The following is a 13,542-nucleotide window of genomic DNA, read 5'->3' as shown; positions in this document are numbered from 1 at the left end:
GCCTCGCGCGGGCGGCCAGGTCGGCGAGGACCGTCACGCCCCCTCCCGCAGCGCCGGCAGGACGCTCCGCCCGACCGCCTCGATCAGGTCCTCGGGCAGGTCGTAGGAGCCGACGTGCTGGAGGAAGACGCCGCCGACGCCGGCGGCGCCGAGGCCGCGCAGCCGGGCGGCGATCTCCTCGCCCGTGCCGAACAGGCAGAACGCGCGGGCGAACGCGGCGGCGGCCTCGTCGCTGACCCACTGCGAGCAGATCCGCACGGCCGCGTCCCAGTCCTCGGCGTGGACGAGGTCGGGGTAGACGCCCTCGATGCGGTCCGGCACGTCCACGTGGACGCCCGCGAGCGCGAGCGCCGTGCCGCCGCCGTTCCGGGCGATCCCGGCGCAGATGGGCTTGAGCTGCCGGGCGGCGCGCTCCACGTCGTCGGTCACCGCGCAGAACGCGGACGCGACCAGCGGGACCGGGGCGCGGCCCGCGGCGTCCGCGCCCTCGGCGACCCGGGCGGCCGCGTCGGCCAGCGTCGCGGGGGAGACGCCGCTGAGCAGCACGGCCCCGTCGGCGATCTCCCCGGCGAGCCGCAGGTTGCGCGGCCCGCTCGCGGCCATGAAGACCGGCACCTCCACGGGGTCCCGCAGCCGCGACACGGTGCCGCCGAAGTCGTGGTCGCGGCCCTCCAGGAGGGCGCGCAGCGTGGCGATCCCGGCGCGCATCTCGGCGCCGGTCGAGGGGCGCATGCCGACCGGACCGACCGAGCTGTTGCCGACGCCGACGCCGAGGACGAACCGGCCCGGGGCCAGTTCGGCGACGCTGCGGGCGGCGGAGGCGAGCACGGCCGGATGCCGGGTGGCGAAGTTGGTGACGGCCGTGCCGAGCCCGATCCGCTCGGTGCCGAGGGCGGCGGCGGTCAGGCTCGTGAACACGTCCCGCCACAGCAACTGCGAGTCGGGGAACCACGCCTGGTCGAAGCCCACCTCCTCGGCCCGCCTCACGGTCCGCACCAGCCGGTCGCCGGGCACGCAGGGCGGGACGCGGATCCCGACGGCGGGCACGGCCGCGCTCATGCCCGGTCCTCGGCGAGGAACGCCAGGTTGAGGGCGTTGAACCGGTCGGCGTGCTCGTGCTGCGGCCAGTGCCCGCACTCGCCGAAGATCTCCAGCCGGGAGCCGGGGATGGACGCGTTCATGCGGTGCGCCTCGGGGACGTCCCCGAACGGGTTCTGCGCTCCCCACACGATCAGGGTCGGCGCGGTGATGCGGCCCATCTGCTCGGGGGTGAGCAGGTCCTGGGTGCGGTTCTCCATTTCCTGGAGGCAGAGCAGGTCGTCGATGGCCTTCACGAACTGCGGCCGGTGATAGATGGCATGCCGGACCTCCACCAGTTCCTCGGAGACGTCGGCGGCCGGGTCGCGCATCAGCAGGTGCAGCCGCTCGCGGGTGAGGCCGACGTCATCGGTGGCGACGGCGGCCCTGGTGCTGGTCTTGATGCGCTCCATGACGGCCGGGTTGGCGACGGTGCCGCCCGGCGCGACGAGGGTGAGCCGCCCGACGCGTCCGGGGTGGTCGGCGGCGAGCCGCGCGGCGACCCAGCCGCCGAGCGACTCCCCGACGAAGTGCGCCCGCTCGATCCCGCAGGCGTCGAGGTAGCCGAGCACGTGCTCGACGTAGCGGGGGATGCGGTACGGCTCGCCGGTGCCGTCGGTGTAGCCGTGCCCGATCATGTCGACGGCGTGGCAGGCGTAGCGGGCGGAGTGCGCCGGGATGTTGCGGACGAACGCCTCCAGGTGCCCGCTCGTACCGTGCAGGAAGACGACCGCGTCGCCCTCGCCGGCCTGGAGGGCGCGGGTGCGGAGCCCGCCGACGTCGATGTGGCGGACGGCGAAGTCGATGCCGGTCAGGTCGGTCCAGATGCTCACGGTCGGGTCTCCTGTCGGGTGGTGGTGCGGGGATGCAGCGCGGCGACGCCCATGCCGGTGAGCCAGGCGTCGACGGGGGCGTAGGCGAGGGTGCGGCCGGTGGCGGGGCCGACGGCCGCGGCCATCGCGATCCAGGACCGGATCTCCTGGGCGCCGTTGCCGGCGCGGTCGGTCAGCTCGGCGTCGCTCATCGCGGTGACCGGGTCGAGGTCGCCGCGGGCGAGCAGGTCGAGGAACCACGCGTCGAACTCCGGGTTGACGTCGGGTTCCGCGGCCCGGATGATCCGCCGGCGGCGGACCTCGTACTCGCTCCACGAGTCGCGGCCGTTCAGCCATGCCTCGACGAGGAACCGGTCGTCGTCGCTGAGCGCGTCGTACCACTTGGGCCAGGGCAGCCGGTGCGACAGCCCGCCGGACGCGATGACCGCGACGCGCTTCCCGTCGCCGTCGGACCGGATCGCCTCGCCGATCGCCGCGCCGAGGGCCTGGCAGCGCCGCAGCGACGGGAGCGGCGGCGCGAACATGTTCACCACGACCGGGACGATCGGCACGTCCAGGTCGGGCACCAGGTACTGGAGGCTGTGGGTGATGCCGTGGTCGACGGTCAGCCGGAGGGAGAACGCGGGGTCGAAGCCCGCGCCGACCAGGCCGTCCACCATCCTGCGCGCGAGAACGGCGTCGACCGGCAGCGGCCCGCCCGGGGTGCCCGCCTCGCCCGCGCCGTTCACCTCGCCGACCCCGACGGTGAACGCGGGCATCAGGTCGAGGAAGAACCCCCGGAAGTGGTTCGACCCGATGACGACGACGGCGTCGGGGCGCGCGGCGCCGACGAGCCGCCGGGCCTCGGCGAGGCCGTCGCGGAACCGGTGCGCGCCGGGCAGGTGGTCGACCTCGTCCCAGTGCGTGTTCATCAGGGTGCTGTGCGACGCCCCGACGCCGAGGACGATCTCGCTCATGGCGCCTCCTCCGCGATCTCGTCGCGGGTCCGGGTGCAGGTGTCGACGATCGTGTGGACGAGGGCGCGCACGAGCCTGCGGGCCTCGCGGACGTCCACCACGTTCATCCCGGCGGGGAAGTCGAGGCGCATCGGCGCGTCGTCCCCGATGCGGTCCATCCCGGTGCGGACGGTCGGGATGCCGCGGGCGCGCAGGATGTTCGCGTCGGTGGCGCCGCTGTTGGCGAGGATGGGCTCGTGCGGCCGTCCCTCCAACTCCTCCCACGCGGTCTTGGCCGCGCGCACGATCCAGTCGTCCTCGGGCGTCTCGGTGCCGGGGATCGCGAGCGTCATCTCCCAGTCGAGCCGGATGCCCGGGTGCGCGGCGAGGATCGTCCCGATCGCCTCGGCGAACTCCCGTTTGGCCTGCATGGGGGTGGTGCGCGGGCTGATCCGCAGGTCGACGTGGAAGCGGCAGGTCGCCGGGGACAGCGACGCCGTCCGGCGCCAGCCGCCCTCGATGCCGCCGACGTTTCCCTGCGGTGCGACGAGCCCGCCGGTGTGCCGGGCGGCGTACTCGGGGAACCACGCCTCGAGGCCCGCGACGACGGTCCCGGCGTCCACGATCGGGTTGCGGTAGGGCATCCGGTGCCGGCTGCCGACGTAGCTGTAGGTGCCGTGGACGCGGACGTCGAACCAGCACAGGCCGACCTCTTCCCAGGCGGCCGTCCAGCCGGGCTTGGCGATGACGGCGTAGTCGGCCCACATGCCCTGCTCCAGCATGAACGAGCAGCCGTTGCCCTGGCCCGCGTTGTGGCGCCGGGCGCTCGGGACGGTGCGCCGGTTGGTGGGCATGCCGCCGGCGCCGAGGCCGACCAGCAGGTCGCCGCGCAGCGGGACGCCGGCCGCCGCCACCGCCCGCGCGGCGGCGATCACGGCGGCGCCGTGCCCCTTCGGGTTGCTGGCGCCCAGCCCGATGACGAAGTCGCCCTCCACCACGGCGGCCGGGCGCATGTCGGCGCGCAGTTCCGGGCCGACCTGCGGGACGTCCTCCTCCTCGGTGCCGACGGTGAGGGTGTCGATGGGCGCGTACAGCAGCAGGTCGGGGCCGGTGCCGTCGCCGCGCAGCCGCCCGGTGGCGTTGCCCTGGTCGTCGTCGATCGGCTGGTAGCGGCCGTCGAGCCCGGACTCGGCGAGCCGATCGGCGAGCCGGCGGGCGAGGGGGCCCTCCTCGCCGGTCGGGCTCGGGACGTCCACCATCTCGGCGATCAGGTCGGTGAGCCGCCGGTCGTCGATCTGCTTCCAGGCGGCCTCCACCCAGGCGCGCCGCCGGGGATCGAGGCGGCGGGGCATCTCAGCGCCCCCCTGCTGCGGGCGCCGTCGCGGACGCCGTCGCGGGCGGGGCAGCGGGACGCTCGTCGCGGACGACGGTGCCGGTGGCGTACAGGAAGGCGAGGCCGACGGCGCGGCGGAGCGGCCCGGCGGCGGCGAGCCCGAGCCCGATCGCCGCGGCGGTGCAGAGCAGGGGTTTGCGCGACTTGCGTGACATGGCGGAACCTCCGGGAGGTGGGTCGGTCAGGGCAGGAGCCCGTCGAGGTGGGCGGCGGCCAGCGCGGCGTACGCGGCGGGCCGCTCCTCGGCGGGGTGGTGCGCGGTGCGGCCGAGGACGGCGACGTCCGCGCGGGGGAGCCGGGCCGCGAGCGAGTGCGCGTAGGCGGGGCCGGCGAACGGGTCGTGCTCGCCCCACAGCAGCAGCACGGGGGACCGCACGGCGGGCAGTGCGGCGGTGAGGTCCTCGGGGACGCCGCGGCGGGCGGTGCCGGCGGCGAGTGCGAGCGCCGCCGGGGTGACGCTGGCCTCGTACCGGAGCCGGACAGTCGTGTCCGGGAGCAGCGACGGGTCGTGCCATTCCAGGGCGGAGAGCAGCGACCGCATCTTCTCGGGAGTAGGGCCATCACCGCCGTAGTACTCGGCCCGCGCCCGCGCGCCGAGCGCCGCGTCGGACCGGACGCCGCAGGGCGCCGTGACCGGCTGGGGGCCGGGGACGACCAGCCGCCCGGCGCGGTCGGGGCGGCGGGCGGCCAGCGCGAGCGCCACCGTCCCGCCGAGCGACTGGCACACGAAGTCGGCGCGGCCGACGCCCAGCGCGTCGAGCGCGGCGAGGACGCGGGCGGCGTGGAAGGACGCGGCGGGCCCGGTGACGTCGGGGGCCTCGGACGCGCCGTACTGCGCGAGGTCGACGAGGATCAGCCGGCGCCCCTCGGCGAGGCGTCCGGCGACCGCGCGGAAGTCGGACCAGGCGGTGCAGCCGGGACCGCCGCCGTGCAGCAGAACCGTCGGGCGGCCGGTCCCGATTTCGGCGATCCGCAGCCGGACGCCCCCGGCGTCGACGTCCCGGCCGGGCGGCGGCCCGCCCGCCGGTGGCCCGCCCGCCGATGGCCTGCCGGGCGGCGGTGGACCGGCCGGGCCGCGGGCTTCAGCGGCCACGGGCGCCCCGGAGCCGCTGCACCTTGAGGGCGCTGTTCTCGATGTGCCGCCGCCACGCGGTCAGCGACAGGTCGGGCCGGTACAGCTTCTCCGGCGGGGCGTCCATCACGTCGACCATCCACGCGTCCTGGCCGGTGAACTGGCCGTGGAAGAGCCAGCGGATCCAGGAGAGGTACTTGGCCTTGAAGACCGCGGCCTTCAGACCGCCCTCGAACCGCACCATGATCTGCACGTAGCGGACGCGGTCGGAGTCGACCGGGACGTACCACTCGTAGTGGATGAAGTGCGGGTAGGCGACGCGGAGCAGGCCGGGCAGCCGGATCGACACGAACCCCGGGATGTCCATCTTCTCGATCACGGGGTTGATGTCGGCGGACTTGCCGGGGTGGTCCGGCAGCGGCATCCGCTTCCACCACCGCTTGTTCGTGAAGGTGCCGTAGCCCGGGAACTCGGCCTCCCAGTGCACCTCGTCCTGCACGCGGATGAGCCAGCCGTCCGTGCCGGACTCGACGATCCGGGTCTTGTTCCAGGCGGGCATGACCTTGAACAGCCGCCACAGGGCCGTGTTGTGCAGGTACTTGGCGTGGCCCTCGTCGAAGCCGTTCTCGGCGGCGAACCGCCAGTTGCCCTTGCGGATGTCGGTGCGCCCGCCCATCACGAAGGCGTTCCCGGTCAGCTCGGACGGGATGTCGCGCTCCACCGGCGGCGGGTCGCCGTCGCCCACGTACACCCAGACCAGCCCGAGGCGCTCCGCGACGGGGTAGGTGCGGACCGCGAGCTTCCCGCAGATCGGCGACTCGGGCCCGTCGGTGAGGACGGCGCAGAGCCGGCCGTCCTCCAGGTCGAACGTCCACCCGTGGTACGGGCAGCTGATGGTGCCGTCGAACTGGCGGCGGCCCAGCGACAGCGGCACGCCGCGGTGCGGGCAGCGGTCGTGCAGGGCCCGGACGGTGTCGCCGTCCCGGATCAGGACGATCTTCTCGCCGAGCAGCGTGACCGGCACCGGCTTGGCGCCGATCCGGCGCGCCCACTCGACCGGGTACCAGAAGTCGCGGAAGCCGAGCTCGGCGTCGTTGTAGGTGGGCCAGGCCGACCAGTCCTGCCCGGCGGGCGCCTCGGGCCGCGCGCCGGCCGGGGCCGCGGTCCGGCGGCGGGGGCGGCGGCGCGCGGCGGGGACGCCGTCCGGCCGTTCGGCGAGTTCGGTCATGGGGACCTCCGAAGTCGTGGGAAGGGGAGCGGGGGAGCCGGGCGGGCGGTCGTCCGGCGGGGGAGCGAGCACCGGGGTGCCGGGCGCGGGGGCGTCCGGCGCGGTCACAGGTCGAGGACGAGCCGCTCGGAGCGGGCGCGGGAGACGCAGACCATGAGCGTCTGCCCGGCCTCCTGCTCGGCGCGGGTCAGCAGCGAGTCGCGGTGCTCGGCGACCCCGTCGAGGATCTTGGTCTCGCAGCTTCCGCAGATGCCCTCGCGGCAGGCGGTGGGGACCGCGATCCCGGCGCCGTCGAGGCAGTCGGTGATGGAGCGGCCGGCGGGCACCTGGACGGTGACCTCCGACCGGGCGCACACGACCTGGAAGGGCCGCTCGCGCGCCGGGTCGACGTCGAACGCCTTGGCCTGGAAACGCTCGATGTGCAGCGCCCCTTCGGGCCAGGCGTCGTCGGGGCGGGCGGGGTCGCAGCGCGCTTCGACCGCGTCCAGCAGCCCGGCGGGGCCGCAGCAGTAGACGGCGGTGCCCTCGCGCGGGCCGGACAGGACGGCGTCGAGGTCGAGCGGCCCGCTCTCCGCCTCGACGACGACCCGCACGCGGTCGCCGTGCACGGCGAGGTCGCCGAGGAAGGCCATCGTCTCGCGGCGCCTCCCGCCGTAGGCGAGGGTCCACGCGGTCCCGGCGGCCTCCGCCGCCATGATCATCGGCAGGATCGGCGTGATGCCGATCCCGCCCGCGACGAACAGGTAGCGCTCGGCGGGGACGAGGGCGAAGTGGTTGCGCGGGCCGCCCACCTCGACCAGGTCGCCGGGCCGCAGTTCCTCGTGGACGAAGGCGGACCCGCCGGAGGAGTCGTGCTCGCGCAGCACCGCCACCGTGTAGGTGAACCGGTCGGCGGGGTCGCCGCACAGCGAGTACTGCCGCACCAGCCGCGCCTCCTCGCCGCCGGCGCCGCCGTCGTCCCAGGGGAGCTCCAGGTCGATGTGCGCGCCCGGCTCCCACGCGGGCAGCAGCCCGCCCTCGGGGTCGGCGAGGGTCACCGACAGCACCCCGTCGGCCTCCCGGCGGAGCTGCTCGACGCGCAGTTCGAGCACGCCCTCGGGGTCGTCCACCGGTTCGGACACCTGTGACCTCCGTCGATCGAAGCGGATTCGAATGGTTCAGTACTATGTACGGTTTAAAGTACGGCGTCAAGTGGAGACCGCCCCCACCTGCGGTTCGAGGCCGCTCAGGAGGCGTCGAAGAGGGCCTGGACGGCGCCCGCGCCGTCGCCCCGGGCCAGGGCGAGGGCGAGCAGCAGGCGGGCCTTCCACGGGCTCAGGTCGCCGCAGGCGACGAACCCTCCGGCGCGGATCGGCCCGTGCGGCACCACCCGTCCCGACCCCACGCGGGTCGACTGGCAGACCAGGACGCCCGCGCCGGCCGCGGCCTTCAGCGACTCCCACTCGGCCGGTGTCGGGTGCCCGGCGCCGAGGCCCGCGTGCACGATCCCGCGCGCCCCCGCGGACACCGCGGCGTCCACGAGCGCTCCGTCCGCGCCGAGATGGGAGGTGACGACGTCGACGCGCGGTGGCGGTCCGGGCAGCGCGTCGAGGTCGAAGCGCGGGCGGGCCGCGACGAGCGCCGGACGACGGCGCAGGACGACCTCGCCGTCCGCGTCGACGTAGCCGAGCGGCCCGTGGCCCGGCGCGCGGAACGCGCCGCGATGGTAGGTCGCGGACTTGGCCGCCTCACGGGCCGGGAGGATCGCGTCGTCGAGCACCACCAGCACCCCGCACTCCCGTGCCGCCGGATGCGCCGCGACCCGCACGGCGGCCAGGAGGTTCGCCGGCCCGTCCGGCGCGAGCGCCGAGGACGGGCGCATCGCGCCGGTCACGACGACCGGGACGGAGCCGTCCAGCACCAGGTCGAGGAAGTAGGCGGTCTCCTCCAGGCCGTTGGTGCCGCAGGTGACCACCACGCCGTCGGACGCGGCGGCGGCGTCGCGCACCAGCCGCGCCAGGGAGGCCAGGTCGCGGAACGTCCAGGCATGGCTGGGCGGCAGCTGCGCGCGGCCGGGATCGGCCCACGGCACCGGCCGCACCCGCGCCGCCCGGGACAGCTCGGGCAGGCCGGCGAGGATCTCCGCCGGGGTGATCCGCAGCCCGCTCTCGCCGTAGGAGACGAGGTCGAGCCGGTCGTCGGCGACGGCCTCGATCGTCCCTCCGGTCGGCACCCAGGCGACCGTGCCCGCCATCAGAGCACCCGGTCGAGGAAGCGCAGGACCGCCGCGGCGAACAGGTCGGGACGGTGGTCGGCCGAGGGGACGCCCGTGCCGGGCAGCAGCTCGGTGGCCGCGCCGGGCAGCCGCTCCGCCAGCGCGGCCATGTCGGGCCGCGAGAAGTCGTCCAGCTCGCCGCACATCACCAGGGCCGGCGCGCGGACGAGGCCGATGCGGTCCTCCATCGCGTAGGCGTTGACGGCCCGGTGCCCCTCCTCCACCCCGTCGAGGACGTTCAGCGCGTCCCGGACCAGGCGGTTCAGCAGGTCCGGCCGGTCGTCCGGATAGTAGGACCGGCGGTTGTCCCACAGCCCGCGCAGGTGCGAGCCGTCCGGCCGGGGGACGACGTCGTCGATCGGCGGGCGCGCCGCCACCTTGGCGCGCCGCTCGGCGTCCACGTACGGGACGCCCGACAGCACCAGCGCGCTCACCCGCCCGGGAGCGCGGGCGGCGACCTCGGTGGCGACCACCCCGCCCGTGTGGTGGCCGACCAGGGCCACGCGGTCGAGCCCGAGCGCGTCGCACAGGGCGAGCACCCCGGACGCGAACGTCTCGATGCTCCACGGGCCGTCCGGCGGGTCGGACGCGCCGAAGCCGGGGGTGTCCATCGCGATCGCCCGGTACCGCGCGCCGAGCAGCGGCAGCACGTCCCGGTACTCGTCCCAGGAGCGGGGCGTCTGGTGCAGCAGGAGCACCGGCGCCCCCCGGCCCTGCTCCGCGTAGTGGATCAGCCCGTCCGCGGTCGCGGCGTACGCGCGCTCCGGCCGTGGTGCCCTCACTGGCGTCCTCCCGTGTCGTACTAAGTACGGTTCAACATATTCCGGGGCACCGTATCAGCCGATCCGCGCCTTTGGTGGTCGTAACCTGCGTGAATGTCCGGCGGAGCGGAGTCGATAAGCGACCCTTGACAAACGTTCATTGTGCCGTACATAGTACGGCGGAATCGGGTGAACGCCGCCGGCCAGCGGGCCGCGACCTGGGCCGTGCCCAGGTCATGGCGGACCCCGTCCCGTCTTCCGGAGGGTGCCCATGAGCCCGACGAGCAGCAGCGCGCCCCAGCAGCGCAAGGCCACGATCGCGAGCTGGGTCGGCACGACCGTCGAGTACTACGACTACGCGTGCTACGGGCTCGCGGCCTCGGTCGTCTTCGCCGACATCTTCTTCCCGTCGTCCGACCCGCTCGTGGGGACCCTGCTCTCGCTGTCGAGTTTCGCGGTGGGGTACATCGCCCGCCCGCTCGGCGCGCTCGTCTTCGGCCATTTCGGGGACCGCATCGGCCGCAAGCGGATCCTCGTCCTGACCCTGACCATGATGGGCCTGTCCACCTTCCTGATCGGGGTGCTGCCCGACCACGGCCAGATCGGCAGCCTCGCGCCGGTGCTGCTGGTCATCGCGCGGATCCTGCAGGGCGTCTCGGCCGGCGGCGAGTACGGCGGCGCCGTCCTGTTGACCACCGAGCACGCCGTCCGGGGCCGCCGCGGCCTACTGGGATCCCTGGTGAACACCGGTACGACCGCGGGCCTCCTGCTCGCCAACCTCGTGTTCCTCCCGGTGTTCGCCATGGACGATTCGGCCATGAAGGAATGGGGCTGGCGCGTCCCCTTCCTGCTCAGCGCGGTCCTCGTGGTGATCGGGCTCTTCGTCCGGCTCGCGGTGGAGGAGAGCCCCGAGTTCGACGAGGTGAAGCAGCACAGCGCCGTCCGGCGGCTGCCCGTCGCCGACCTGTTCCGGACGTCCTGGCGCACGGTCCTGCTGGTGGCGCTCGGCATCATCTCGGCGGGCACGGCCTTCACCATGGCCTCCGTGTACTCCCTCACCTACGGCAAGGAGACGCTCGGGCTGAGCAACGACCGGATGCTCGCCGTCCTGCTGCCCGGCACGGTCGTCGTCATGGCCTGCGTCCCCCTGTTCGGATGGCTCTCCGACCGGATCGGCGTCCGTCCGGTCTTCCTCGGCGGCGCCGCGTCGCTCGTCGTCCTGCCCTTCGCCTGGTTCGCCCTGCTGGACACCCGGCAGTACGGCCTGATGCTGCTCGGGATGGCGCTGCTGCTCGCCGGCTACGCCGCCAACTACGCCGTGGTCCCGGTCTACTTCGCCGGGGTCTTCCCGGCGGCGATCCGGTTCAGCGGCATGTCGATCGCCTTCACGACCGGGCTCATCGCCAGCAACGCCATCGCCCCCGCCGTCGCCACCTCCCTGCAGGCCGCGACCGGCGGATGGCTCACCACCGCCTTCTACATGGCCGGCGCCTCCCTGGTCTCGATCGTCGCCGGGCTGCTGCTCCGCATGCCCGAGGAACCCGCGGTGGTCCCGGCGGCCTCCGGCGGCGCCGCCGCGCCGGTCGCGCTTCCCCAGGACACCTGACGGAGAACGGTCCTGGCCGATGACCCTAGGGACGGCCGTGACCTTTCCGAACCGGCCCGTTCCGGTGAGCAGTACGCCGCGCTTAAGCGAGCGCCGGCCGGCTGGGAGCCTCCCCTGCACAGAGCCAGACGGCGTCCGGTGACAGGGGAGAGCCAGCCATGAACGCAAGACTCAGACACGGTGCGTGGGCGGGCGTGGCCGCCGCCTGCGCGGTGTTCCTCGTCGCCGGCTGCACCGCCGGGGCGACCGACTCGGGCGGGGGGAACGCGGTGAAGGGGCCGGTCATCCGGATCGCCCTGGGTGTGGACGCCTCCTACGCGCCGTTCTATCTGGCGAAGCAGCGCGGCCTGTTCGCCAAGGCCGGCCTCAACGTCCAGCTCATGCAGGTGGAGGGCGGTCCGGCGGCGGCCCAGGCCGTCCAGGCGGGGACCGCGCAGATGTCGGTCAACGCCGACTCGAGCGCGCTGCCGCTGATGGCGGCCGGCGACGACCTGCGGGCCCTCGGGGTGTTCCAGTCGTCGGACCGCTTCCTCAAGGTCGTGCTCCGCAACGGCGTGGACAGGCCCCAGCAGATCAAGACGATGGCCTCGATCCAGGGCATCGGGCTCTACGCGACGTACTCGTACCTGCGGTACAACCGCATCGACCCGGCGTCCGTGAAGATCGTGAAGAGCTCCGCCCCGGAGATCCCCGGCCTGCTGGCGCGCGGCTCCGTCGACGCCTACATCCTCTTCGAGCCGTGGGCGGCGAAGGGCGCGGCGGACGGCGGGCACATCGCGGCGCGGATCGGCGACTTCGGCGTCGGGTACGTCCAGTGGCTGCTGGCCGGCCGCTCCTGGCTGGAGCGGAACGAGGACGCGGCAGGGAAGGTGTTCCGGGTCGTCGCGCGGGCCGACGACCTGGTGACCTCCGAGCCGAAGGCGGCGGCGGAGGCGACGGAGCGGGAGGTCAAGGTCCCCGCCGACCAGACCGTGAAGGTGCTTCCGGAGATCACCTTCAAGGCGCGCGGCTTCACCGGCGCGGACTACGCGGCGGAGAAGAAGGTGGTGGACTTCCTGCTCGGGCAGAAGCTGATCAAGAAGGCGCCCGATCTGCGGACCGTGCTGCTCCAGGGCTGGTACGAGCGGCACGTCGGGACACAGGGCGCCTCGGCGGGGCCCGGTGCGTGAGCGCCCGCTCCTCGGCGGCGGCACGCGCGCGACCCACCGGCCCGACGTCCGCTACGCCCTGTTCATCGCCGGGGAGTGGGCGCCCGCGCGGGACGCGTTCCCGGCGGTGGACCCGAGCGTCGGCGCCGCCTGGGCGGAGATCCCCGAGGCGGACGGCGCGCAGGTCGAGGGCGCGGTGGCCGCCGCGCGCAAGGCGGCCGCCGGCTGGCGCCGGGCCGGTCCGGCGGCGCGCCAGGAGGCGCTGTGGCGGATGGCCGACCGGATCGAGGCGGACCGGGACCGGTGGGCGGCCCTGCTGGCGACCGAGGGAGGACGGCCGGTCCGCGAGTCGTACCTGTGCGACATCCCCGCGTGCGTGGCGGCGCTGCGCCTGTACTCCGGGCTGGCCCGCGGCCACCGAGGCGAGCAGGTCCCGATGGAGGACCCGCACGCCATGGCCTACACGCTGCGGGAGCCGCTCGGCGTCCTCGCCGTCCGCGTGCCGTGGACCCTGCCTCTGGTGTCCCTCGCCGGGCAGGTCGGCCCGGCACTGGCGGCGGGCAACACCGTGGTAGTCCGCCCCGCCGGGGCGGCGTCGGCGACGGTGCTGGAGTTCGCCCGCGCCGCCGGTGACCTGCTCCCTCCCGGGGCCGTCAACGTCGTCACCGGCGTGGCCCCGGAGACGGACGCGCTCCTCGACGGCCACGGCGACGTGCATCGCGTGGTGGCGCCCGCCCGGCCGGGACACCGGTCCGGGGTGATGGTCGTGCTTCCGGACGCCGACCTCGACGCGGCCGTCGCGGACGCCGCGACCGCCCTCTGCACGGCGGGCGGCGAGGCGGGCGCCACGCCGGCGCGGCTGCTGGTGCACGAGTCCGTCCGCGGCGAGTTCGCCGGCCGGCTGGCGGCGCTGCTGGACGCGGTGGTGCTCGGCGACCCGCTCGACCTCGCCACCGAGCTCGGGCCGCTGATCTCGGCGGCCCGCCGGGACGAGGCGCGGACCGCGGTCCGGCGGGCCGCCGCCGAGGGCGCCCGCGTGCTGGCGGGCGGCGGCACGCCCGCGCTTCCGCCGCCGCTGGACGGCGGGTACTTCTTCCGGCCGACCCTGCTGGCCCGCGAGGAGGGGGCGGGCGCCGGAGCCTCGCCGCTGCCCGGCCCGGTGGCCGTACTGGAGCCATTTCGGGAGGAGCGCGGCCTGGCGGAGAGGCTCAACGCCGAGGCGCCGCCCGCCGCCC

Annotated in this window: 13 protein-coding genes; 3 read left to right on the top strand and 10 right to left on the bottom strand. The window is 75.0% G+C overall.

Annotated features, from left to right (window positions below):
• Positions 1-33 precede the first annotated feature (33 nt).
• The 10 genes from ABZ914_RS32910 to ABZ914_RS32865 form a co-directional block, all read right to left on the bottom strand.
• Positions 34-1,059, bottom strand: coding sequence for an LLM class flavin-dependent oxidoreductase (locus ABZ914_RS32910; RefSeq protein ID WP_500198039.1), 1,026 nt, complete (start codon positions 1,057-1,059; stop codon positions 34-36).
• Positions 1,056-1,910 carry an alpha/beta fold hydrolase gene (locus ABZ914_RS32905; RefSeq protein WP_500198037.1) on the bottom strand — a complete coding sequence of 285 codons (855 nt, stop codon included), beginning with the start codon at positions 1,908-1,910 and terminating at the stop codon, positions 1,056-1,058. Before ABZ914_RS32905 ends, ABZ914_RS32910 begins: the two co-directional genes overlap by 4 nt.
• Positions 1,907-2,866, bottom strand: coding sequence for a DODA-type extradiol aromatic ring-opening family dioxygenase (locus ABZ914_RS32900; RefSeq protein ID WP_500198035.1), 960 nt, complete (start codon positions 2,864-2,866; stop codon positions 1,907-1,909). The genes ABZ914_RS32905 and ABZ914_RS32900 overlap by 4 nt, the downstream gene beginning before the upstream one ends.
• Positions 2,863-4,197 (bottom strand): M20 family metallopeptidase, encoded by a 1,335-nt coding sequence (locus ABZ914_RS32895; RefSeq protein WP_500198033.1) that lies wholly within the window; start codon positions 4,195-4,197, stop codon positions 2,863-2,865. The genes ABZ914_RS32900 and ABZ914_RS32895 overlap by 4 nt, the downstream gene beginning before the upstream one ends.
• Position 4,198: 1 nt before the next feature.
• The gene (locus ABZ914_RS32890) at positions 4,199-4,393 is read right to left on the bottom strand and encodes a hypothetical protein (protein ID WP_500198032.1); all 195 of its coding nucleotides are present in this window, start codon (positions 4,391-4,393) and stop codon (positions 4,199-4,201) included.
• 26 nt (positions 4,394-4,419) lie between these two features.
• Entirely contained in the window at positions 4,420-5,331 is a 912-nt protein-coding gene (locus ABZ914_RS32885) for an alpha/beta fold hydrolase (protein WP_500198030.1), read from the bottom strand.
• Positions 5,321-6,538 (bottom strand): Rieske 2Fe-2S domain-containing protein, encoded by a 1,218-nt coding sequence (locus ABZ914_RS32880; RefSeq protein ID WP_500198028.1) that lies wholly within the window; start codon positions 6,536-6,538, stop codon positions 5,321-5,323. The genes ABZ914_RS32885 and ABZ914_RS32880 overlap by 11 nt, the downstream gene beginning before the upstream one ends.
• Positions 6,539-6,642: 104 nt before the next feature.
• Complete coding sequence (locus tag ABZ914_RS32875) at positions 6,643-7,659, bottom strand: PDR/VanB family oxidoreductase (protein ID WP_500198027.1); 1,017 nt, start codon at positions 7,657-7,659, stop codon at positions 6,643-6,645.
• A gap of 104 nt (positions 7,660-7,763) precedes the next feature.
• The gene (locus ABZ914_RS32870) at positions 7,764-8,771 is read right to left on the bottom strand and encodes an asparaginase (RefSeq protein WP_500198024.1); all 1,008 of its coding nucleotides are present in this window, start codon (positions 8,769-8,771) and stop codon (positions 7,764-7,766) included.
• A complete protein-coding gene (locus tag ABZ914_RS32865) occupies positions 8,771-9,574 on the bottom strand; it encodes an alpha/beta fold hydrolase (RefSeq protein WP_500198022.1) in 804 nt (267 codons plus the stop codon). Before ABZ914_RS32865 ends, ABZ914_RS32870 begins: the two co-directional genes overlap by 1 nt.
• 250 nt (positions 9,575-9,824) lie before the next feature.
• Here ABZ914_RS32865 and ABZ914_RS32860 point away from each other — a divergent pair, with 250 nt between their 5' ends.
• From ABZ914_RS32860 to ABZ914_RS32850, 3 genes are all read left to right on the top strand, one after another.
• Positions 9,825-11,159: an MFS transporter gene (locus ABZ914_RS32860; RefSeq protein WP_500198021.1), complete on the top strand. Its 1,335-nt coding sequence runs from the start codon at positions 9,825-9,827 to the stop codon at positions 11,157-11,159.
• A gap of 158 nt (positions 11,160-11,317) precedes the next feature.
• Positions 11,318-12,328 (top strand): ABC transporter substrate-binding protein, encoded by a 1,011-nt coding sequence (locus ABZ914_RS32855; protein WP_500198019.1) that lies wholly within the window; start codon positions 11,318-11,320, stop codon positions 12,326-12,328.
• Positions 12,321-13,542: aldehyde dehydrogenase family protein (locus ABZ914_RS32850; RefSeq protein ID WP_500198017.1), on the top strand; the 1,222-nt coding region annotated here is incomplete at its 3' end. The genes ABZ914_RS32855 and ABZ914_RS32850, both read left to right, overlap by 8 nt.

The organism is Spirillospora sp. NPDC046719, assembly GCF_040645715.1.
GTDB lineage: Bacteria > Actinomycetota > Actinomycetes > Streptosporangiales > Streptosporangiaceae > Spirillospora.
This window is presented reverse-complemented; position numbering and strand designations above follow the sequence as displayed.

Bases quoted from the DNA above. Each gene is read 5' to 3' on its own strand.
- ABZ914_RS32890 (WP_500198032.1), bottom strand. From the start codon at position 4,393: ATGTCACGCAAGTCGCGCAAACCCCTGCTCTGCACCGCCGCGGCGATC.
- ABZ914_RS32880 (WP_500198028.1), bottom strand. From the start codon at position 6,538: ATGACCGAACTCGCCGAACGGCCGGACGGCGTCCCCGCCGCGCGCCGC.
- ABZ914_RS32870 (WP_500198024.1), bottom strand. From the start codon at position 8,771: ATGGCGGGCACGGTCGCCTGGGTGCCGACCGGAGGGACGATCGAGGCC.
- ABZ914_RS32900 (WP_500198035.1), bottom strand. From the start codon at position 2,866: ATGAGCGAGATCGTCCTCGGCGTCGGGGCGTCGCACAGCACCCTGATG.
- ABZ914_RS32895 (WP_500198033.1), bottom strand. From the start codon at position 4,197: ATGCCCCGCCGCCTCGATCCCCGGCGGCGCGCCTGGGTGGAGGCCGCC.
- ABZ914_RS32910 (WP_500198039.1), bottom strand. From the start codon at position 1,059: ATGAGCGCGGCCGTGCCCGCCGTCGGGATCCGCGTCCCGCCCTGCGTG.
- ABZ914_RS32860 (WP_500198021.1), top strand. From the start codon at position 9,825: ATGAGCCCGACGAGCAGCAGCGCGCCCCAGCAGCGCAAGGCCACGATC.
- ABZ914_RS32855 (WP_500198019.1), top strand. From the start codon at position 11,318: ATGAACGCAAGACTCAGACACGGTGCGTGGGCGGGCGTGGCCGCCGCC.